The 22,886-nt window shown below is 35.6% G+C and carries 21 protein-coding genes; 10 read left to right on the top strand and 11 right to left on the bottom strand.

The features are described 5' to 3' along the window. Positions 1-545: 545 nt before the first annotated feature. Genes L2586_RS11695 through L2586_RS11680 form a run of 4 tightly spaced genes read right to left on the bottom strand, consistent with a single transcriptional unit; the run spans position 546 to position 3,328 of the window. Positions 546-1,304, bottom strand: a complete 759-nt coding sequence (locus tag L2586_RS11695) for a GIN domain-containing protein (protein ID WP_235293083.1) — start codon at positions 1,302-1,304, stop codon at positions 546-548. A gap of 11 nt (positions 1,305-1,315) precedes the next feature. Continuing rightward, positions 1,316-1,684 (bottom strand): GntR family transcriptional regulator, encoded by a 369-nt coding sequence (locus L2586_RS11690; RefSeq protein WP_235293082.1) that lies wholly within the window; start codon positions 1,682-1,684, stop codon positions 1,316-1,318. Further along, entirely contained in the window at positions 1,684-2,406 is a 723-nt protein-coding gene (locus tag L2586_RS11685; RefSeq protein ID WP_235293081.1) for a hypothetical protein, read from the bottom strand. The genes L2586_RS11690 and L2586_RS11685 overlap by 1 nt, the downstream gene beginning before the upstream one ends. A gap of 58 nt (positions 2,407-2,464) precedes the next feature. Beyond that, positions 2,465-3,328, bottom strand: coding sequence for an ABC transporter ATP-binding protein (locus tag L2586_RS11680; protein WP_235293080.1), 864 nt, complete (start codon positions 3,326-3,328; stop codon positions 2,465-2,467). A 114-nt stretch (positions 3,329-3,442) separates the two neighbouring features. Between L2586_RS11680 and pyrR the strand changes: the two genes are divergently transcribed. From pyrR to L2586_RS11660, 4 genes are all read left to right on the top strand, one after another. After that, positions 3,443-3,988 carry a bifunctional pyr operon transcriptional regulator/uracil phosphoribosyltransferase PyrR gene (pyrR, locus tag L2586_RS11675; protein ID WP_235293079.1) on the top strand — a complete coding sequence of 182 codons (546 nt, stop codon included), beginning with the start codon at positions 3,443-3,445 and terminating at the stop codon, positions 3,986-3,988. Positions 3,989-3,995: 7 nt separating this feature from the next. Continuing rightward, positions 3,996-4,931, top strand: coding sequence for an aspartate carbamoyltransferase catalytic subunit (locus tag L2586_RS11670; RefSeq protein ID WP_235293078.1), 936 nt, complete (start codon positions 3,996-3,998; stop codon positions 4,929-4,931). A 94-nt stretch (positions 4,932-5,025) separates the two neighbouring features. Then, positions 5,026-7,857 carry a hypothetical protein gene (locus tag L2586_RS11665; protein WP_235293077.1) on the top strand — a complete coding sequence of 944 codons (2,832 nt, stop codon included), beginning with the start codon at positions 5,026-5,028 and terminating at the stop codon, positions 7,855-7,857. Between the two features lie 76 nt (positions 7,858-7,933). Further along, positions 7,934-9,367, top strand: coding sequence for a thioredoxin-like domain-containing protein (locus tag L2586_RS11660; protein WP_235293076.1), 1,434 nt, complete (start codon positions 7,934-7,936; stop codon positions 9,365-9,367). Between the two features lie 79 nt (positions 9,368-9,446). Here L2586_RS11660 and L2586_RS11655 read toward each other — a convergent pair whose 3' ends face one another. Genes L2586_RS11655 through L2586_RS11635 form a run of 5 tightly spaced genes read right to left on the bottom strand, consistent with a single transcriptional unit; the run spans position 9,447 to position 14,874 of the window. Further along, entirely contained in the window at positions 9,447-11,099 is a 1,653-nt protein-coding gene (locus tag L2586_RS11655; protein WP_235293075.1) for a glutamine--tRNA ligase/YqeY domain fusion protein, read from the bottom strand. 12 nt (positions 11,100-11,111) lie between these two features. After that, positions 11,112-12,956 carry an arginine--tRNA ligase gene (argS, locus tag L2586_RS11650; RefSeq protein ID WP_235293074.1) on the bottom strand — a complete coding sequence of 615 codons (1,845 nt, stop codon included), beginning with the start codon at positions 12,954-12,956 and terminating at the stop codon, positions 11,112-11,114. Positions 12,957-12,989: 33 nt separating this feature from the next. Then, the gene (locus tag L2586_RS11645; RefSeq protein WP_235293073.1) at positions 12,990-13,535 is read right to left on the bottom strand and encodes an RsmD family RNA methyltransferase; all 546 of its coding nucleotides are present in this window, start codon (positions 13,533-13,535) and stop codon (positions 12,990-12,992) included. Further along, positions 13,526-14,257, bottom strand: coding sequence for a DUF3822 family protein (locus L2586_RS11640; protein WP_235293072.1), 732 nt, complete (start codon positions 14,255-14,257; stop codon positions 13,526-13,528). The genes L2586_RS11645 and L2586_RS11640 overlap by 10 nt, the downstream gene beginning before the upstream one ends. Positions 14,258-14,295: 38 nt before the next feature. Continuing rightward, positions 14,296-14,874, bottom strand: coding sequence for a hypothetical protein (locus tag L2586_RS11635; protein WP_235293071.1), 579 nt, complete (start codon positions 14,872-14,874; stop codon positions 14,296-14,298). 79 nt (positions 14,875-14,953) lie between these two features. On the opposite strand from L2586_RS11635, the gene tsaD reads away from it, so the two are divergent. From tsaD to L2586_RS11605, 6 genes are all read left to right on the top strand, one after another. Beyond that, a complete protein-coding gene (tsaD, locus tag L2586_RS11630) occupies positions 14,954-15,958 on the top strand; it encodes a tRNA (adenosine(37)-N6)-threonylcarbamoyltransferase complex transferase subunit TsaD (RefSeq protein ID WP_235293070.1) in 1,005 nt (334 codons plus the stop codon). Continuing rightward, complete coding sequence (locus L2586_RS11625; protein ID WP_235293069.1) at positions 15,952-16,605, top strand: alpha/beta hydrolase; 654 nt, start codon at positions 15,952-15,954, stop codon at positions 16,603-16,605. Before tsaD ends, L2586_RS11625 begins: the two co-directional genes overlap by 7 nt. Before the next feature lie 82 nt (positions 16,606-16,687). Then, positions 16,688-17,077: a cytochrome c maturation protein CcmE domain-containing protein gene (locus tag L2586_RS11620; RefSeq protein ID WP_235293068.1), complete on the top strand. Its 390-nt coding sequence runs from the start codon at positions 16,688-16,690 to the stop codon at positions 17,075-17,077. Between the two features lie 6 nt (positions 17,078-17,083). After that, positions 17,084-19,891: a cytochrome c biogenesis protein CcsA gene (gene ccsA, locus L2586_RS11615; RefSeq protein ID WP_235293067.1), complete on the top strand. Its 2,808-nt coding sequence runs from the start codon at positions 17,084-17,086 to the stop codon at positions 19,889-19,891. Then, positions 19,891-20,673 (top strand): Rossmann-like and DUF2520 domain-containing protein, encoded by a 783-nt coding sequence (locus L2586_RS11610; protein WP_235293066.1) that lies wholly within the window; start codon positions 19,891-19,893, stop codon positions 20,671-20,673. The genes ccsA and L2586_RS11610 overlap by 1 nt, the downstream gene beginning before the upstream one ends. After that, on the top strand, positions 20,670-20,945 hold the full coding sequence (locus L2586_RS11605; protein WP_235293065.1) for a hypothetical protein: 276 nt from the start codon (positions 20,670-20,672) through the stop codon (positions 20,943-20,945). The genes L2586_RS11610 and L2586_RS11605 overlap by 4 nt, the downstream gene beginning before the upstream one ends. Here the strand turns inward: L2586_RS11605 and L2586_RS11600 are convergent. After that, complete coding sequence (locus L2586_RS11600) at positions 20,938-21,954, bottom strand: glycosyltransferase family protein (protein WP_235293064.1); 1,017 nt, start codon at positions 21,952-21,954, stop codon at positions 20,938-20,940. The genes L2586_RS11605 and L2586_RS11600 overlap by 8 nt on opposite strands. Next, entirely contained in the window at positions 21,951-22,724 is a 774-nt protein-coding gene (locus L2586_RS11595) for a UDP-2,3-diacylglucosamine diphosphatase (RefSeq protein WP_235293063.1), read from the bottom strand. Before L2586_RS11595 ends, L2586_RS11600 begins: the two co-directional genes overlap by 4 nt. Between the last annotated feature and the right edge of the window lie 162 nt (positions 22,725-22,886).

The raw sequence follows: 22,886 nt of genomic DNA, 5'->3' as shown, positions 1-22,886 counted from the left end.
CATGATTTGCTAAGGCTCAAGAGGAGCCATACCTAGTACCCCGGATCTGTAAGCCGAGCAAAGCAACGAGTGCAGGCTAGGATTGCAGAGCCAGCATCAGTTTCGAGAAATTAATAACATCACTGAAAAAGTGCTGTCATCAAAATAATACCAATAACAAAGAGATGACCCCGGATCTGTAAGCCGAGCAAAGCAACGAGCGAGTGCTAGGATTGCAGAGCCAGCATCAGCTCTGAGAAATTGATAACATCACTAAAAAAGTGCTGTCATCAAAATAATACCAATAACAATGAGATGACCAGGATCTGTAAGCCGAGCAAAGCAACGAGCGAGTGCTAGGATTGCAGAGCCTGTACCAGCTCCAAGAAATTAATAACATCACTGAAAAAGTGCTGTCATCAAAACAATACCAATAACAAAGAGATGACCCCGTATCTGTAAGCCGAGCAAAGCAATGAGCGCAGGCTAGGATTGCAGAGCCAGCATCAGTTTCGAGAAATTAGTAACATCACTGAAAAAGTGCTGTCATCAAAACATAAATTTGCTTAATCCCAACCAACATTCAAATTAGCCATCCTAGATTTCGATATAGAATTATCCTCAGGCTTATTCTCCAAGTTCAACGTAGAATTATTTCTCAAGCTCCCTGAAATGGAGTTCAAAGCATTCAACTTAGCATCAGTTTGATCACTTAATTGAACATTTATCGTTTTACTATTTAATGATCCAGCTTTAATTCCAGATTGATCCTGCAATTCTACATTCAACACTTCACAATTCCCATTGACATAAGCATTAGACTGCTGCACCAATGACAAATCTATAGAGTCAACTTCTAACCTTCCTCTCAGATTACTTTGATTAGACATTTCGATACTTATTCGATCCTGTTTCAACGCTCCCTCTATGAGAATCTCACTTTGATTAAAAGCTCTAATACTCTGAAATTCAGGATTCGAAATTCTGACCACCATCGGAAAGTTACTATGAACGTTAGGCTTATTTTCTCTATCTATAAAGATTTTCAACTCTCCATTTATGTTTTCAACTTTGAGAAATTCTAGTAAATTATCCTCCGCAGAGATTTCCACTTTGGCTTCACCTTGTTGGATCACAACCTGTATCTGATCATGCGCCATAATGCCCTCAAATGAAGCAACTTCTATTATTTTAGAAGTAAGATTTTCACTCCCAGTTATCTCTGAAAATTCAACAAACTTAATTTCTTGTTTCATTGAATAGATAAAAGAGAAACTGGTTACAATTCCTAAGCTGATTAAGCTAAGTATAATTATATTACTCATTTTCATTTGATTTAATTTTGGAGATTAGTTGATTTCTTATAAATTTTTTCAAGTTCTTTAAAGTCAATTTTAAGGAGGTCCATCATTTTAAAAAACTCAGGTAAACTCTCCTTTATGAACTCAGCTTTTTTAGTTTTCATAACAATATCTTTAGCGTTATCTGAAACAAAATATCCAATTCCTCTTTTGTTGTAAAGTATACCCTGATCTTGCAAATGTCCATAAGTTCTCATGACCGTATTCGGATTAACTTGTATATCTGCGGCAAATTCTCTAACAGAAGGTATTCTGTCTTCGCCTGCAATTTCATCACTCAGAATCTGCTCACAAATTCGATCTGCTATCTGAATGTATATCGAATTATTACTATTGAATTCCATTATACCTCTTTTTCTGAAAGTTTGAAAAGACTAGCGACCCAAAGCACCGGGGCCAATAGATATTTAAAAGCGAATATGAAAAACTTTATCTGCCACATATCCGCAGGATCTTCATGGTTCACACCAAATTCTGTCCGCTTATTGACCTCTGCAACATGAAATAATCCATCAAACATGTCAGCCCAAACAATTCTGAACCATACAGCATTCAATGCAGCAATTACCAATGCGATAATCATAACCGCCAGCACTGTTTTTATCCATGAAGTTTTATTAAAAGCAATACTTCCGAAAAAGAAAATACTATGAAGGATAAAGTAAATCCCAACTAAGTTCCAGTAAATTCTAGAAGTAAATATTTCATTGACATATTCTTGCCCTACAAATCTATCCATCGCAGGCATTAACAGACTAGCCAGAATAAAAACTAATAGACTTGTGGTTAAGATAAAAATCGGGTTAGTGTAAAGCCACTTAATGGTTATTTTTTCCAAACTCGATCCAGGCAAGGCAAGAAATTCAGCCCGAGTGGATAAGTTACTAAACTCTCTAAATGCTATAGATGCATAGTAAAAACCTCCCAGAAATAAGATGATGGCAAATTTGATCATCGTCGAATTAATCTCATCGTTTCCTTGAAAGTTTCCACTATTCCTTTCGAGAAATCGAATGGCAAAATGAACTAGAAAGATGACCGTAGTTACTGTGGTTAATATTTTCAAAATGGGCTTGTAACCAAAATGAAACTCTCTATAGAAAAGAGCTTGAAGTCGTTTTAAATTAAAGTTGAGCATCCTTGTTCATGTTTTGGTTTTTGAAAATAGATTTGACCTTATCCTTACTTGTGACTACAGCGTTAAACAAGGCTTCTAAGTCAATTTGGCTTTGTTCAACTCCTTCATTAGGTTGCACCACTAAAAAACCTCCAGGAATCATTTCATGATATAATGCATTCTCTGGCACATTCGAGCCTTGGATTTGCCTAAAAAGCAATGCACTAGAAATATCATACACATCTTCATTTAGTACTACTGATCCATCTTCTACAATCACTACTCTATCTAATAAATTGCTTAAGTCCCTAACCTGATGTGAAGAAATAACAATGCTCTGATCTTCACGTAAAGATGAAATAACAACTTTTCGGAACTGAGCTTTAGAAGGAATATCTAGTCCATTCGTAGGTTCATCCATTATCAGCAACTTAACTCCTGTAGAAAGTGCAAATGCAATCTGAACCTTTTTCTTTTGACCGTATGATAGGTTCTGCGTTTTCATGGAATAATCCACTTCAAATTTTTCTAATAGATCTTTAAAATTTGATATGTCGAATCGATCATAAAACGGGGCATATATTTTAGCATATAAATCAATAGACATCGCTGGCAATTCATACTCCTCTTGAACATAAAATATCTCTTTCGCGATCTCTGGATTTCTTTTTGAAACATCCTGACCTAATACATATACAGAACCATGAGTAGGAAATAAAAGGCCTGTCATATTTCGAAGCAAAGTGGTCTTCCCTGCTCCATTCTTCCCTAACAAGCCACATATCTTCCCAGCTTCTAACTCTAAATTTAAGTCTTTAAACAACTCCTTGGTTTTGGAGTATTTAAAAGTGAGGTTTTTGATTGAAATCATCTTTACTGTTTTAGTGTATTACTATATTAGTACACTACAATAATATAAACATAAATTGATATCGCCAAATAAATCTTTAAAAAATGTGTTTTATTTTATATTTGCATGAATATTATGAGTAGAGGAAGAACCATATTGTTAGATAAGCGATTTGAACTTACACTTCAGAGGCTTGCCCATCAGTTGATTGAAAACTATGGAGACTTCAGCAACACCTGTATTATAGGTGTTCAAGAGCGAGGTGTATTACTGGCAGAAAGGTTGATTGAGCTTTTAGAAATAGAGCTTGGACATCGCAACTTAGAATATGGCAAACTTGATATCACCTTCTACAGAGATGATTTTCGAACACGAAAAAACCCACTCAAGGCTTCTTCTACTGAAATCGATTTTCTCATTGAGGCGAAAAGGGTGATTTTAATTGATGATGTGTTGTACACTGGAAGAACGATTCAGTCAGCACTAGCAGCACTTCAAGACTTCGGAAGACCTGAGCAAGTTGAACTACTGTGTTTAGTGGATCGAAGATTTAATAGACATTTACCTATTCAAGCTGATTACGTAGGTATCACCATAGATGCTTTAGACGAAGCCTATGTGAAAGTTGAATGGAAGGAACAAAATTCGAAAGATAGAATACTTTTATTTCCCGCAAAATAAAAATTGAATGACAGAAATTAAAGAACTCAGCAGCAAACATATACTTGGGATAAAAGATCTGAATGCTAATGATTTAAAATTAATTTTTGAAACTGCTAAGAACTTTAAGGAGGTCATTAACCGACCGATTAAGAAAGTACCTTCACTGAGAGATGTAACCATCGCTAATCTATTCTTCGAAAACTCAACAAGAACGAGAATTTCATTTGAATTAGCGGAGAAACGATTAAGTGCTGATGTGGTCAATTTTTCAGCTGGATCTTCTTCAGTTAAAAAAGGAGAAACATTGCTCGACACTGTGAATAACATCCTTTCTATGAAAGTAGATATGGTAGTGATGCGGCATCCAGCACCAGGAGCATGTGCCTTTCTAGCTAAGAATATAGATGCTAATATTGTCAATGCTGGAGATGGAACTCATGAACACCCTACTCAAGCTTTGTTAGATGCTTATTCCATGATGGAAATCATTCCAGATTTAGCGGGAAAAAACATTCTAATTGTAGGTGACATTAAGCATTCTAGGGTTGCCTTATCGAATATCTTTTGTTTAAAAAAACTTGGTGCCAATGTTAAAGTTTGTGGCCCACCTACCCTAATTCCTAAATTTATCACATCCTTAGGTGTTTCTGTAGAATATGATATCAGGAAGGCGCTAGAATGGGCCGATATTGCTAATGTATTAAGAATCCAACTAGAAAGGCAAGATATCAAGTTCATTCCTTCGCTAAGAGAATATGCTCAGTACTTTGGAATTAATAAGCAGTTATTGGACAGCCTTAATAAAGATATTACCATAATGCATCCTGGACCCATTAATCGAGGTGTAGAGATAAGTAGTGACGTCGCTGATTCTGACCAATCCATTATCCTCCAGCAAGTTGAAAACGGTGTTGCCGTTAGAATGGCTGTACTTTATCTACTAGCTGCTAAAAGAGCGTAAATATCTGATAGCTTGCAAAGATTTATCTTCTTAACAATTGCATAGACAATAAGATTGAATATTTTTCGTAATTTGTACTAAACAAATAGTGTAGGTGAGGAAAATTATTGTACATATCTTAAGCATAATATGTTTATGTGTTCAATTGAACGCTCAGAATTGCGATCAATTTATTAGAGACAATAGCTCCCTTGCCCAATTACAAATTCTAAAAACGACTTCTGAAAAAATAGTATCTAGAGGAAGTTATGCCTATTTCGTATCCTTCGAAACAAATAATCAAAATATTTTTGTAAAGTTAATTTCAGATAATGGAGGGATTCTCAATGAAGGCGATGAAATCATTCTTATCGACGAAAACAAGAAAAGACAGCGATTTAGATTTCAGAACAAATCGAAAAGAACAAGTCGAGGTAATATCCCTATTTATGAAAATAAATTCCAAATTTCTGTCAATGACTTAAAATGGTTTGCATCAACTAAAATCCACGTTTTATATGTACAAAACAACGTAAGTAACGATTGGAGAAAGCTTTCACTACCCTCAAATTATCAAGCAATTCTAAGAAAACTTGCAGAGTGTTTTCAAACCAACTTAAATACTGAAAAAATAAATAACGTAATTCCTGCAAGTAATATCAGCGAAGAGAAGAATAAGTCGATTTCTACTCGTGCCATTTCACAGATGAATGATTCAGAAATTTCTGAATTAAAAATGGACTTGGATGAAGTCAAAGAACGGATGAGGGCCGAAATAGAAGAAGAACGTAAAAGAGCAGAACAGATAAAATCTCAGATCAATGAGGAAGTTGCCTTAGCATATGAGAATTCGAATAAAAAGAAAAAACAATTGGCTGATGAGGTACTGGAAGAACGTCAAAAAGCCAATGCTCAAATCGAATTAATAAGGAATGAGAATCAAAATACTCTTCTAAAGGAAAAGGATAAAGCGACTAAAGAAATAGAAAAGATAGGACTCAGTGTCCAAGAAGCAAGACAAAGAGCTACTGAAGAGATTCAAGATGTAAAACTAAAATCAGCTGAAAAGATTGCTCAGATAAGAGCTGAAACTGAGCAAGAATTATTAAAGATTACCAAGGCCTTAGAGGAATCTAAACTAGAATATGCTGACAATATCTCATTGACAAGGGAAAAATACAACTCTGAAATAGAAAAAATAAGAAGTGAACTAGAAGAAAATCTAGCCAACATCAGAGATAAAATTAAAGAGCGAAAGGAATTTTCAGCAAAAGAGATCGGTGATGAAAAGATGAAAGCACTTGAAATGCTTGAAAAGATTCATGAAGAAAATGCCCTTGCTGTTGCGAAATCTAGAGAAAGTGCAGCAATTGCCAAAGAAAAAGTTTCACTGGATGTAGCTGAAGCTAAAAGAAAGGCAGCTGAAGAAATTGCCTTAACCCAAACCCAGAATCTAGAGGAAATAACTCGGATAAAAGAGGCCAATAATGCCGCTCGAGAAAAATTAAACTTGGATTTTATAGAAGCAAAGAAAACTGCTAATCTAAATGTAGAAGCACTTAACACTCAAGTTGCAGAACAAGAAAAAAAGGCACAAGAGCGGATTCTGATATTGAAAGAAAATACAAATAAAGCCATCGAAGAAATCAATGCTGCTCTGACGACTAAGATTAAGAATACGGCGGAAATCGAATCGGAAAAACTTGCAAAAATTGAAGAAGAATTCAATAAAAAGCAGGAAGCCTATAAGCAAGAAATTGATAAAATAAATCAAGCATTAATAGACAAAAAACAACTCGCAGCAGAAGAAGAGAAAAAAATTCAAGAAGAATCTTTAGCGAGACTCACACTCACAAAAGAAAAGTCCAATGCTGCAATAGAAGCTGCAAGAAAATTATCCGAAGACGAGTTAAATAAATTAAACCAAGCGCTAAAAAGCGAAAAAGAGGAATATTCTGAAGCAGTCGTCAAATCAAAAAGTGCAGCGAACCAGGCACTTACTAAAATTGAAGAAGAAAAGAAAGCTGCCATATTAGCTTCACAGGAAGAATTAAAAACTTCTAGAACTAATGCCATGGATCGATTAAAGTTGACTAATCAAGAAGCCAATGAAAAGATCCAGTCTATCAAGGAGGAAAATGCACAGGAAATTGCAGACCTCAAGAAATTAGCAGCGAATCAAAAAGCAAAGATTAATGAAGAAATGATGCTTGAAAAGCAGCAATCTGCTCAAGCCATTAAAGACATTAGAACTGAAAATGCAACGAGAATCAGAGATGAAAAAATTAAGTTTAACGAAGAACTAACAAAAATAGCAACAGAAAGAAAAAACACATTGCAACAACTTGCTTTAGAGACCAAACTGGCTAAAGAAAAGGCTGCAAAAGAAATATTCGAAGCAGAACAAAAAGCGGCTCAAGCTAAAGCCAATTCAGCACAAGAAGTAAAACTAGCTCAACAAGAAGCGGCTCAAAAAATCAATAATATTACAAAGGAAAGTGCGAATGAAATCGAAACTGTAAATAAGCAAGCTAATCAAGCTATCGAAGCTGCGAACACTTTAAAAGAAGAAGAAATTCAGAAAATCAATCAGGATATTGCGCTTGCGAAAGAAGAAGGTGCGAAGAAAATTGCTGAATACCAGGCAAAGGTTGATAGTGAAATTGCTGAAATGATGAAGGAAGTTAATCTTAAGAAAGCTCAGTACAATTCTGCTGCGGTAGAGGCGAGACAAAATAGCAATGAGGAGAATCAGTTACTACGAGAAGAATACACCAACCAAATCTACGAAGCTCAGAAAAATGCTACTGAATCAGTTCAAAAAGTGAAGGAAGAAACCGCGGTAACCATAAAAGAAAAAGAAAACCAAATCAGTGATCTAGAAGCCAAGATCAAAGCTTTAGAAGAGAAGCTTAAAGCATTAGAAAAAAACAACAAGCAACGTTAATGATTTCATAAGACGTTTAACAAATGAATGGTTTATGCTATCTTTGTGTTCTATTATTTTAGAAAATAAAGAAAGAATGAAGATTACTTCAATTATTGCATTAATTGCTTTTTCCATAAACCTAGGCTTTTCTCAATCCAAAATAGATATCACTTTTAAAAATTACGACAAGGATTTTGTTGTTATTGGATATTATTATGGTGATCGCCAACTTGTTCTTGATACAGTCATGAGAAATGACCAAGATCATTTCCTTTACGAAAATGAAGAAAATTTAAATAGCGGTGTATACTTACTGCTAATGTCTCCGAATAATAGATACATTCAGTTCCTTGTCAATGATCAAGAGCAAAATTTCTCGATCGCTCTGGATACTCTCGACCTTGGTAAACCCATCATCGAAGGCTCAGCCGACAACCAACTGTTTCTAGACTATGTAACTTTTCTAAATAAGAAAGGGACTCAAAATGAAGCATTAATTAGTGAGATGAATGCCAAGAAAGAAAAAGGTGAATCCACGGAGAGCATTGATCTTAAAAGGAAAGCAATTGATGCTGAAGTAAAGGCCTATCAGAAAAACATCATTGACAATCATCCGAACACCATTACTTCTACACTCATTTCGTCAACGAAAGATGTAGAAATTCCTGAATTCCAAGGAAGCGCTGAAGAAGTGAAACTTAAACAATATCAATACTATAGAAATCACTATTTTGAAAATATTGATTTGGGAAATCCTGTGTACCTAAGAACACCATTTGTACACAATAAAGTGGATTCTTATATTAATAAGTTAACATCGCAAGCACCGGATTCTTTAATTCAAGCCATTGATTTCATCCTTGAAAAAATGGAGCCGGCACAAGAAACCTACAAGTTTTACCTGAGTTATTTTCTGAATACTTATGCTGGAGCTAAAGTGGTAGGACAAGATGCTATTTATGTACATCTAGTAGATAACTATTATGCTAAAGGAAAAGCGGACTGGGTAGATGAAGAAAATCTAACAAAGATTGTCACTGAGGCAAATAAGATAAGACCAACATTAATTGGCAAAATGGCACAGGACATCACCGTATTCAGACGAGATAGTACCCCAATTACGTTATCCGAAATAGAATCTAAATATCTAATCTTATATTTTTGGGCACCAGACTGTGGACATTGCAAAAAAGCAACGCCTCATATGATAGATTTTTATAAAAAATACAAAGATTCTGCAGACGTAGAAATACTTGCAGTGTGTACGAAACATCGTGACAAGGAACCAGCTTGCTGGGAATCCGTTGATGAAAAAGGAATGGATCTATGGATCAATGCTTCCGATACTTACCACCTGAGTAATTTTAGAGCGAAGTATAATGTAGAACAGACACCATCAATATTCATTCTAAATGAAAAGCGAGAAATTATAATGAAGCGAATCGGTGCTGAATACTTAGATGAAGTCATGAGCGAAATTATTAGAATCGATGATGCTGAAGCTGCAGCAAATGCACAAATGAAGTAAAATAAAATAGTACTCAAGAAATAAAAAAGCCTCTATTATTTTCAATAATAGAGGCTTTAGTTTTTTTAACAATAATTTGTTATTTCTTCCAGCTACTTTTAAGAGCGACTGTCCGATTAAAAATTTTCTTATCCTCAGTAGAATCTGGATCTAAGGTAAAATAAGCATTTCTAATGAACTGAAAATATTGACCTTCCTTAGCTTTAGCTAATGCCGGTTCCATATATGCGTCCACAACTTTGATCGAGTCCTCGTTATAAAAGTCTAAAAAGTCTTTGTCATCATGACCATCTGGAGTAGGATCAGTAAACAAGTAATCTAATAATCTTAATTCACACTTGACAGCTTGTTCTGCAGATACAAAATGAAGAGTACCTTTCGCTTTCACGCCTGAAACGTCTTCTCCTGATTTACTGTTTTCATAATAAGTACAGTAGATCTCTTCGATTTCTCCAGTTTCCTCGTTCTTCTTATAGTCCTCACAATGCAGGATGTATCCATTTTTCAATCTTACATTCCTTCCTGGCCCCATTCGGTAGTATTTCTTATTAGGTGCCTCTCTGAAATCCTCTCTTTCTATCCATATCTCTCTTGAAAATGGGATCATTCTAGTTTCAGAACCTTCATCTTCAGGATTATTAATGGCTTCTATCATTTCCACCTTTCCTTCTGGGTAATTAGTAATAATTACTTTTAGAGGATCGATGACTACATGAACTCTATCAGATATTTTGTTTAGTTCGTCTCGCACGCACGATTCTAATAATTCGATTTCTATTAAATTCTCTCGCTTCGCTACACCTGCTTTATCACAAAAAGTTCTTAAAGCAGCTGCAGGATATCCTTTCCTACGCATCCCTGCGATGGTAGGCATTCTTGCATCATCCCAACCTGAGACTAGACCTTTCTCAACCAGTTTCAATAACTTCCTCTTACTCGTAATCATGTATTCAACATTCATTCGAGCAAATTCAATCTGTCTAGAAGGATAGATTCCTAATTTCTCAATAAACCAATTATACAAAGGTCTATGATGAATAAACTCAAGACTACATAAAGAGTGTGTAATGTTCTCAATAGAATCTGACTGACCATGTGCAAAATCATACATCGGGTAGATACACCAATCATCTCCAGTTCTGTGATGGTGCGCATGCTTAATCCTATATATTAGAGGATCTCTTAACAACATATTTGGAGATTCCATGTCAACTTTTGCTCTTAACACTTTAGCACCATCCGGAAAATCTCCGTTCTTCATTGCTCTAAAAAGCTGTAAGTTCTCCTCAACAGAACGATCTCTAAACGGACTATTCTTTCCCGGTTGATTCGGTGTGCCTTTCATTTCAGCAATTTCATCAGAAGTAGAATCATCTACATAAGCCAAGCCATTCTCTATTAACTTTTCAGCAAATTCGTATAACTGACCAAAATAATCTGAAGCAAAATATAGTCTGTCTTCCCAGTCGAATCCAAGCCATTTGATATCTCTTTGAATAGCCTCTACAAATGAGGTGTCCTCCGTAGTCGGATTCGTATCATCGAATCTAAGGTTAGTAATTCCACCATACTTTGCTGCCGTTTCGAAATTGATACATATAGCCTTCGTGTGACCAATATGTAAAAAACCATTAGGCTCCGGAGGGAAACGCGTATGTACTTCGCCATTATGCTTTCCTGAAGCAATGTCCTCCTCTATAATTTGCTCAATAAAATTCAACGATTCATTCATTACTTTTCTTTTCTACATTCTTTCCGGCATCTCTATACCTAATAATTCCATTCCAGTCTTTAAGATTTGGGCAACCGCCTCACTTAACTTCAACCTAAATTGTTTCGCTTCTTCAGATTCTGCACTTAGAATTTTAAATTCATGGTAGAACCTGTGATACATTTTTGCTAAATCATAGCAATAATTAGCCATGTTCGATGGATCTAATTTCTCAGCAGCATCTTCTATTATTGCCGAAAATTGCTCCATCTTTCTAATTAAGCCAATCTCTATTGATTCTAATTCCTTATAATCAACATCTCTAGCCTCAACTAAGTTTTCACTTTTTCTCAATATCGATTGGATCCGAACATAAGCATTCTGAATATATGGCCCTGTCTGGCCTTGCATATCTACACTTTCTTTCGGATCAAAAGTCATCCTTTTCTTAGGATTCACCTTGATGATAAAGTATTTTAAAGCCGCAAGTCCTATCTTTCTAAATATTTCGTCTTGCTCTTCCTTAGTAATATTATCTAACTCTCCTCTCGATTTCGAACCTAGTCTCGCCTCTTCTATTACATCCGCAATCAAATCATCAGCATCAACAACTGTGCCTTCTCGAGATTTCATCTTTCCAGTAGGAAGATCTACCATCCCATATGAAAGATGAAATAATTCATGCGCATACGGTTCGTCGAGCTTCTTTAATATTTCAAACAAAGCCTCAAAATGATAATCTTGCTCATTTCCTACCACATAAACCATTCGATCACAACCATGATCTTCATATCTAATATGCGCAGTTCCTATATCTTGAGTCATATATACAGATGTCCCATCACTTCTTAATACGATCTTCTGATCCATTCCCACATCTTCCAGATCTGCCCATATGCTTCCATCGTCTTTCTTATAAAACACACCGGAAGCTAATCCGTCACTAATTAATTCTTTACCTAACTTATAGGTATTCGACTCGTAGTAATTATGGTCAAAATGTACACCTAGCTCTTTATATGTCTGTTCAAACCCTTCATAAACCCAGCTATTCATTCGCTGCCACAATGCTATGGTTTCTTCATCCGCCTCCTCCCACTTAAGCAACATCGCTTTCGCTTGAAGTCCTAGATTGCTGTAAGTATTGAAATAGGTATTTTTGTAACGACCATAAAAATGAACTTCCTCTTCGCCTTCTTTTTTATTAGCTTCGTAAATTTCTTTTCCCTCCGCAGTTTCTTGCCAAGCAGCATATTCTTCTTTGAAGGAAGTCTCGAATTTAACATAAAATTCTCCGATCAAATGATCTCCCTTTGTCCCTGATTTTTCAGGAGTGGTGCCGTTTCCGAAAAGTTGGTAAGCTAACATTGACTTACAGATAGCGATTCCTCTATCATTTACTATTTGGGCCTTAACTACTTCATATCCTGCTGCTTCTAGCAACTGAGCACTAGACCAACCAAGTAAAATATTTCTAATATGTCCTAGGTGTAAAGGCTTGTTCGTATTTGGGGAAGAGAATTCCACTAATACTTTTTTCCCATTAGCTGGGTGAAAGCCGTACTTTTTGTCTGTATTAATGTCTGAAAGTGAAGATTTCCAATAATCATTAGAAAAGGTAAGGTTTAGAAAACCTTTGATGACGTTAAATGCAATAAGGTTATTTTCCTTTTCTACCAGATATTCACCAAGCATTTCTGCAATCTTCGGAGGAGGCAATCTTAAGGCTTTCGTAAATGGAAAAACCACTACCGTGTAATCACCTTCAAATTCTGACCTTGTTTCGTTAATTAAAATTGCATCTTGATCAACTTCGTATTCCCATAAATCTTTCAGTGATTTATAAACTATCCCTTTTAATTCTTCTATAGCAGTCATATAAATGCAAATTTAAACCTTAAATCGATTATTTTATTTCAAATGGGCAAAAAAGGCGAAAATCGCAGATCCGTAACTTCTCTGTTTCAAAAAATTAGGGTGGTCTGAAAAATCATTTGTATGATCATGCTCGAGTACGAAAAGTCCATCTTTGCTCAATATATTAGTTGCAAATATCTCATCTGGCAGCTTATCTAAGGTAGGAAGTGCATATGGAGGCCCAGCAAATATGTAATCATATGTTTCTGTGCACTTCGCCACATACTTAAAAACATCATATTTTACGACATTTATTTTATCACTCACTTCTAATTCGCCAGCAATTTGGTGGACAAATTTTACCGCAAGCCCGAACTTGTCGACATAAGTAGCATCATTACATCCTCTAGAAATGAATTCGTAACAATGATTCCCAGTCCCGCCAAAAAGATCCAGCATTTTAGTTTCTTCGAAATCAATTTCATTCATCAGCATGTTAAACAAGCCCTCTTTAGCATAATCTGTAGTAGGTCTTGTAGGCCACTTCTTTGCGGGTGGATAAAACTTTCTTCCCTTAAAGGTTCCTGAAATTATTCGCATATCGAAGCTAAGTATAAGTCCATAAGATCTTCGGAATCAGACATATTGCTGAATTTTCCAGGAGCAGTTGAAATGTTTACGACATAGTTTTTTAATAATTCTTTTAATTCATCCTTTCGATCAGTAGTTCCATCAAGAAATAATTTATCCCTTTCAGGATCTAAGCCCAATTGATCAAAAGCTAGCATCACAAAATATAAGCTATCTTCTGCGGTCTCTGTCTGAAATTGGTTGTAATAAACAAACAGACTATTATTTCTGACTAAAATAGTAGTGCCATAAGGAGTAACTGAAATATGAATGCCATCTTCACTGATACCTTCTATAAATGCTAAACTAACATGTCGAAAATTGTTTTCACTCTTTAAAGAATGAAATGCTTTCTGAAACGCTTTCGGATAAGCATGAATGATATTCAAGCGTTCACTACTGCATAAATCTACATTAACTTCGTCATTAGTAAGTTCGAAACTGTTTTGGATAAAGGTAGATTCCGTCCCATAACTATATTCAGCATTAGGTACGAAAATAAATTTACTGCTTCTACTGAATATATTGACAGCGCTATAATAATGATCAGCTAAGGATTCCTCAGCGATGATTCTTGGAATTTCTGTAATGGGATCTTCTTCTAGCTGAAATTTCACAGCTATTTTCAGATTATTATTAATATCAGATACTGCATAAAAAAAACTGTCCGAATCGAAGATTACGGACAGCATGTTATGTTTATATTTTTTTTCCAGCCTGTATTCAGTAATTATTCCCAATTTCCAGATAAGCTTGGTGAGTTCATATTTCCAAATTTCAAGATCGTATTTGGATCATAACTTTTATCGTACTTAGAGTACTTGATGTCACCAAATCTCCCCATAAAATTTGTTCTTTGAGTTCCTGCTTCTACAACATTCACTAATGTCTGCTGATAAGTCAATGTATCTGCATCCATGTCAAATATTACTTTACCATCTGTAAACGGAACATATCTAAGTGAATCCACATTGATACCTAAAGCCTTTAAAGAATCTCTCGTATCATAATATAATGTGTCTACTGTAAAACCTGCAGTAGGATCATCAGGGTTACCGACAACTTTGAATTGTGGAATATCTCTTGTTTTCAAGACATATGCTAGCGTATCAAAATTTGCAGCATACTCTCCCGTAATAACTTTATATAACTCTTGTGAAGTTCTAATGTCTTTTAACCGATCAACCACTTTAGTCTCTCTCCTGGTCTTTTCAGCTTGGAAAGCTATAGGTTCCTTTACATTATAAAATAAAAGGTATGCAAGTCCTGCAATTCCTAATATTAAAAGTACATTTAGTAATAGTCGCATATTTTAATTGTTTTTTCGTTTTCTACACTCACAATAATACTATTTTTATTTAATTCGTGTATCAATATAAAATGAAAAAATGAAATCTATTTATATTTTGGCAATTGAATCATCCTGTGACGACACAGCTGCTGCTATCATTCAAGATGATAAAATAATTGCAAATGGTGTGTCCACGCAAAAAATTCATCAAAATTATGGTGGTGTTGTTCCAGAATGGGCTTCCAGAAAACACCAAGAAAATATTATTCCGCTGCTAGATCACGTGATGAAATTGGCAGACATAGAGCTGTCAGACCTTGATGCCATTGCTTTCACGCGAGGGCCTGGCTTACTTGGCTCTCTCATCGTAGGTGTTAGTTTTGCTAAATCACTAGCTTTAAGTTTAGATATTCCTATTATTGAAATTCATCATATGAAAGCACACGTGATGGCACATTTCATAGAAGATCCGAAACCAACCTTTCCCTTTTTATGTTTAACTGTATCAGGCGGACATACACAAATAATAAAGGTAAAATCGCATAATGACATGAAAATTTTAGGGACTACTTTAGATGATGCAGCAGGCGAAGCATTCGACAAAGCCGGAAAAATGATGGGTCTGCCCTACCCAGCAGGTCCAGAAATTGATCGACTTGCCGCAAAAGGTAATCCTGTTTTTGATTTTCCAGAACCTAGAATCGATGGATTAGATTTTAGTTTTAGTGGTTTAAAAACTGCTTTTCGATATTTCCTCCGAGACCAAACTAAGTTAGATCCTAATTTTATAGAAAATAACAAGGAGGACATCTGCGCCTCTATCCAACATAAAATAGTGGACATCTTACTCAACAAAGTTGAGAAAGCAGTCAAACAGACTGGTTTAAAACAAGTTGCTATAGCTGGAGGTGTTTCCGCTAATTCCGGACTAAGAAATGCGCTACAAGAAAGAGCTTTAACAAATCACTGGACTGTTTTTGTGCCTAAGTTCGAATATTGTACTGATAATGCAGCTATGATTGCTATTTCTGCCTACTTTAAATATTTAGATAATGATTTTAGTGATCATTCTATTGGACCTGAAGCGAGACTTGCATGGTAAGACTAGTGTTTATTCCTTCTTTCGGAACAGATTCTACGCTGTATGACAACCTTAAGTCAAGTGGTGGTATCGACCATCCAGCGCTTTTCACCGAGTGGCTTCCAGTTCAAGATTGTCAGACATTTGAAGATTATGCTAGCCATTTTATTGATCATTATCATATTACATCTAATGATATTCTAATAGGTGTTTCTCTAGGTGGTGTATTAAGCATAGAAATAAACAAAGTACAACCCGTCAAAAAAATAATCGCCATTTCGACGATCAAAACCAAACTTGAAAAACCAATGCTTTTCCGTGTTTTACAAAAATCAGGAACTTACAAATTATTTTCTCCGAATCTCATGAAATTTGGGCTTGATATCCTGATGCCATTTTACGGTAAGAACATCTCTAGTTATCATTGGTTTCGGAGGGTTTTCAAGTCCTCAGATAATGAGTTTCTAAAATGGTCTTTCAATCGCATCGTTTGCTGGGAAAATGAGAGCTTGCCGGACAACATTGTTCATGTTCATGGAACAAGAGACCCACTTTTCCCGTTGAAGAATGGGGCTAACATTGACTATAAAATAAAAAATGGAACACATGCTATGATCAGGTTCAATTCTGAAGAAATAGCATCCATCATAAAACAAGAGCTAAAATAATTTAGAATCAGTATAAAGAAGTCCCTAAAAAGTGGGTTATTAACTTTAACTCATTACCTTTGCGGCATTAAATATACGAACTATGAAAAAAGCATATATTATCGGTATTTTAATGATTGTAGCTGGAATTGGATACTTAATTTCAGCAACAAGCGATGTAAGCACTTATGCTAATTTTAGCGATGCTAAATCTAATTCTAAAGTAAAGGTTTCTGGATTTTTGATCAAAAACAAACCTATTGTTTATGATCCAAACGTGGATGCTAATCTAACCACCTTTTTCATGGAAGATCAGAAAGGTGAATCTATGAAAGTTATTTACCAAAATTCTAAACCACAGGATTTTGAAATGTCTGAATCTTTAGTCGTTACAGGAAAATTAGAAAATGATATTTTTTACGCTTCAGATATTTTGCTGAAATGTCCATCTAAGTATAAGGATCAAGAAGTGATGCTTAGAAAAAATGAATAATAACACATGCAAGAAATTCAATATTTTGGCGAACACTTATGGCCAAAAAATATAGGACACTTCCTAATCATCTTAGGTTTTGTTTCAGCTATATTTTCCTCATTCACCTATTTCAAAGCAACGAATAACGTTGAAGAAAGTAAAGCTTGGAAGACCCTAGGTCGAATTGGCTTTCTGGCTCATACGGTTAGTGTACTAGGGATTATCACGATATTATTCTATATCATGGTTAATCATTATTATGAGTATGCTTATGTGTCGCAGCATGTGAATGATTTCTTACCCATGAAGTACATTGCTTCCGCATTCTGGGAAGGCCAAGAAGGTAGTTTCTTACTATGGATGTTCTGGCATGTTGTGTTAGGATGTATCATTATGTTCAATGGAAAAAAATGGGAAGCTCCAGTACTAAGTATTTTAGCACTAGTAGAAGTTGTACTCATTTCTATGATCTTAGGAATCCAATTTGAAATCGGAGAAACACTGGTAAAAATTGGAAGTAATCCACTCCTGCTCTTTAGAGATACCATGGATATTCCACTTTTTCAAAATGCAGATTATGTAAGCCTTTTGAGCGGTTCAGGACTTAATCCACTTCTCCAAAATTATTGGATGACCATACATCCACCAACTTTATTTTTAGGATTTGCATCGACAGTCGTTCCATTTTGCTTCGCAATTGCTGGATTCTGGCTTAAAGAGCCTCAAGCTTGGATCAAGCCTACCTTAAAGTGGACGTTATTCTCAGGTGGAATTCTTGGAATTGGTATTTTAATGGGTGGAGCTTGGGCTTACGAAGCACTTTCATTTGGGGGATATTGGGCATGGGATCCAGTAGAAAACATGTCGCTAGTTCCTTGGCTGATTATGGTTGCTGCTGTGCATTCACTTTTGATTACGAATAGTACTGGCAGAGGGGTTAAATCTTCATTCATTCTTTTGTGCTTGAGTTTTGTCATGATCCTCTACTCTACGTTCTTAACGAGAAGTGGTGTGTTAGGTGAAACTTCAGTTCATGCTTTTACAGAAATGGGCCTTGAGAATCAGCTGTTGCTATTGATTATTGTTTTCACAGCAATTCCTTTATTCGTATATCTCAAGAACAGAAAAATAATTACCAAACAGCCCGACGATAAAATAAACTCAAGAGAATTTTGGATGTTTATCGGTGCCATTATTTTACTTTTCTCGTCCATTTTAATTACAGCATCTACTTCATTACCTATCTATAATAAAATAGCTGAGTTATTTGATCCTGATTTTGTGGGACTTGTTATTAACGAGCCGATTCAGCATTATAATAAGAACCAGATCTGGATCGCAGTATTCATCGTCTTACTATCTTCTCTAGCTCAATTTTTGAGATATAATGGGCGAATAACGGATTCTTTCAAAAAGAAACTAAAGAAGCATGCGGTTATCTCCATCATTGGGACACTAGTACTAACATTCGTTGTTAATATGTGGTTACAAATCGAGTCTGTACCCTATTTCGTACTGATGGTTGCAGGTGTTTTCGGAATAGTCAGCAACATCGACTATTTTATGGGATTCAATAAATTCCAATGGAAAAATAGTGCTTCGTTTTGCTCTCACTTGGGTTTCAGTATTATGTTAGTTGGGATCTTAGCTTCAGGAGTTAATAAAAGACATATATCTAATAATGAATTCGTCTTCAGAGATATCATGGAAGATGAAAGTCTGAACAAGAAAGTGACGCTACTTAAGGAAAAGCCGATCTTCATGAATGGCTATTGGGTTCAATGGACAGGTGATACTTTAGTAAACAATGAAAGAACTTATGATATTTCCTTCACCAAAGTGGATTCTAATAATTTGATTCTTGAAGAATTTCATATTAATCCAGTTTCTGTCTATTCGAACGACAAAACGGAAATCGTAGCATTTAATCCTTCTACAAAACACTATCTGCATAAAGACATTTTCACTCACATTGCCGGATTACCAGCGCAGTTGATGAAAATGGAGTTTTCAAAGGAAATGGAGGATACCTTAAATTATGCTCCACAAATGATTACGACTGAAAGTCCATTTATCAGTGACACACTAGATATCGAAATCATAGGAATCGATTACAATCCTGTTCATAAGGACTATGAACCTAAAGAAAATGATCTTGCGGTAGGATTTGACTTAAAGGTAACGGACAAGCTAAACCCAGACGAAGTTTTTAATATAAAACCAGTTGTTGTTTTACGAGGTGCAGTTGTATATAAATACTATGAAGAGATTAATGATCTCAACATGCGAATCAGGATTAACGAAAGTTTCTTCGAACGTTTCTTCACGATTGAACAAGATGTGGAATATGAAGAAATTGTTATGAAAGAAGGTGATATCATAGAACTTGGAGACCTATCGCTTAAACACTTAGGCTTCAATAAAACTCCTGATAATAAAGCATATCGAAAAGAAGATGATGACATTGCAATCGGTAGCAAACTTGAATTCATAAGCAATGGTAAGAAGGTAGAATTAGAACCAGTTTACCTCATAAGAGGCTCTAGACAAAGTTCAGTTAAAGACTATGATCCAGAATCTGGTATTCATGCTAAATTTACGAGCATTGATCCTAAGACAGGTAATCTTACTTTCCAAATAGCAAAAGATGAACGAGATCAATTCGAGGTGCCATTAGAAATAGCGAACAATGTTCCTAGATCGGATATCATTGTTATCGAATCTATCGTTTTTCCTGGAATCAATTTATTTTGGCTAGGCTCTATAATGATGCTGATAGGAATGCTAATTGGCATGGGTATCAGAATGCGAAACAAAAAGGCAGTTGCATAATGCTAAATGCTGTCATTTTCGGTACTGGAAATATTGCATCTCATTTTACTCCAGCGATTTCTAAAATTGCGGAATTGAATGTCAGCAGCATATTTGCTCGATCGGAAGAAAAAGCTAGGCTCGTTATAGGTGATGGTCAGATAAACATCATCTATAATTATGCAGCTATTCCAGAAGATACAGATGTAGTTTTCTTAATGGTCAATGATGACGCTATAAAGTCCGTAACAGCTAAATTATCCGAACATTTGCAAAGTTCGACAATGATTATTCATTTTTCGGGTAGCATGGGACTTTCTGAAATTCACGAACATTTCCATCACACGGGAATTATGTGGCCTATCCAGACCATTTCTAAATCTGATTCAAGCTTGGTGTTAAAAGAAACACCTCTTTCCATATCTTTTTCAGATGAATACACCAAGGAAAAGTTAGATCGCTGGGCAGCACATCTTTCGAATCATAAATACTACCTTAGTGAAGATCAAAAAAAGGTGGTCCACCTTTCAGCTGTATTTGCCAATAATTTCACAAACCACATGTATGTTATTGCAAAAGAGCTCCTTAATGCTGAAGGGTTAAACTTTGAATTGATCACTCCTCTTATTTTAAAGACAGCACAATCTGCTCTCTATAATGATCCAGCCCTTAATCAGACTGGCCCCGCTAAGCGTCAAGATAAAAATACAATGGATAAACAGCTAGATCTGCTTTCCGATGTCGATCAAAAAGCTATTTATCAATTGATTTCTAAAAACATTGACAAAAAAAATAACTCATGAGAATTGTTGGATATATAGAACACCCGTTGTGTAAAATAACGATTATGCACATGAATCATCGTTATGCAGTGAAATTTGAAAATGAAGGAATCGAACAAACATACAAAATTCGAGAATCCGAAACCATCAGTAGCGTTAACGATGTGAAAACCGTCATTTCTCCTGAAATTATAGAACGAATAATGGCCCAGTTTTCCGCAATGGAAACCATTCGAATGGATATTCTATCTTCTGGCTTGTCTGATGACTTCGAATTCGAGGAAATTATCTAGCTACATCGAACACCATTTGATTTTGTATCTCGAAAAATGTTATGATACGTTGAGTTAACTCCTCTACATGATCCGGGAAATCAATCTTAATGGGCTCTTCTTTTAACCAAGTCGCAAATCTAGATTCAAATTCCTTTTCAAGATCTTTCAGAACGGTAACACCTTTTCTAGCTAATGCCGCTGCATTGCAGTCTTGCTCGTACTGGCCTTTCATAGGAACGACCATTAATTTCTTTCCTAAATAAAGCGCTTCGGATGGCCCTTCGAATCCTGCGCCCATAATGACGCCTGTAGAACTGGATAAACTCAATAGCCAAGTATCTTGAGAAATAGGATAAACCGTGCAATTATCGTTTTTGATTATACATGATTGCGTCTTAGAAAAGATATGGAAATTGGTATCCTTAAATTTCGTAAACAATCTGGTTAAATGCTTATGACTAAAGGCGGGAAGGTATACAGTGATATGATCTCTTGTGATCGTTTTCAAGGCTCGAACTTCCTTCCTTATGATAGGACTGATAATTTGTTCATCATAGCTGTCAAAGTGAAATCCCAAGTATGACTTAATCGGGGCATATTTCTTAAGGAGCAATTCACCGAGTAAATCTCTTTTCTTAGGTCGAGGCGTATTTTCGCTCATAAAGGAGGCTTGATGACTAAGTCCCAAGCAAGGTATTTTATTCAACTTAGCTGCCCAGGCGCTCACAGGTTCAAAGTCGCTTATGATGGCATGATACCTATAGGCAGGAAAACTGTTTACATCTTTTAATAAGCGCATTATCCTAGCATGCCTTAAAGAGGAGAGAACGTTTAATTTCCCATTCTTACCAAACATGTAGCTCAGTCCTCTATATTGATATTTAACCTTGAATGGCAGTTCAATATCACCTTGGTAACCACTCATTAGCACATCTACTTTTGCATACTTTCTAAGTTGAGGTACTAATTCTGTTGCCCTTATCAAATGGCCGTTTCCTGTTGCTTGGGTCGCATATAATATTCTCATTTTACTTCCATTAATTCGTCTGAAGTAATTTCTATTGATTCGAAATAATCATATAGTTTCCACTCGCCATTTTCATATTCTAGCGCAGTAAGGTTTTCGACCCAGTCTCCAGAATTCAGATAAAGAATCGACCTTCCATTCACCTCTTCTTTTCTAATGATCGGTTGGTGAATATGGCCACACACCACCACATCATTTTTTTCATGAACCGCCATATCTATGGCCGTCTGTTCGAAATCACTGATGAATTTTACGGCATTCTTAACGCTAGATTTAATCTTCTTAGAAAAAGACATGGGTGGCTTATTCATTTTTGCAAGTGTTCGGTTTATGATTCTATTGACTCGAATCAGGAGGTCATATCCTTTTCCGCCCAGTTTAGCTATCCAAGGGGAAATCGTAACGGAACTATCGAAAACATCTCCATGAAAGAACCAGTGTTTCTTTCCATCGATGGTCAGATTCAAATGTTCTTTAATACTGAAATCCGCGATTTGCAAACCTGATATTCTGCGTAGAAAATCATCGTGATTTCCTGTTAGATAGTATATTTTAGTGCCTTGCTTTAGGAATTTTATAAATTTCTGAATGACCGCATAATGATTCGCTGGAAAATAATTCTTCTTAAACTGCCAGCCATCGATGATGTCTCCGTTTAATATTAGAATATTAGGTTGAATCGATTTCAAGTAGTCTAAAAGTTCATCTGCATGACAACCATAAGTTCCTAAATGAATATCTGATAAAACTACAATTTCAGGTCTACGCATCTATTTATATTTTGATAACAATAATAGCTTCTGATTGTAAACCGCATGTTAAGACACATATAACTATATATTAATATGTACTTGAGTTCTTCCTTAAAAAACAAGAAGACAATCACCAGCTTTCGGCATTGTCTTCTTTTCAGCTATATAGTAACGAAACGA

It is taken from the genome of Portibacter lacus (genome assembly GCF_021533215.1).
GTDB classification, from domain to species: domain Bacteria; phylum Bacteroidota; class Bacteroidia; order Chitinophagales; family Saprospiraceae; genus Portibacter; species Portibacter lacus.
Note: the sequence above shows the minus strand (reverse complement) of the source record. Positions and strands in the feature narration are given on the sequence as shown.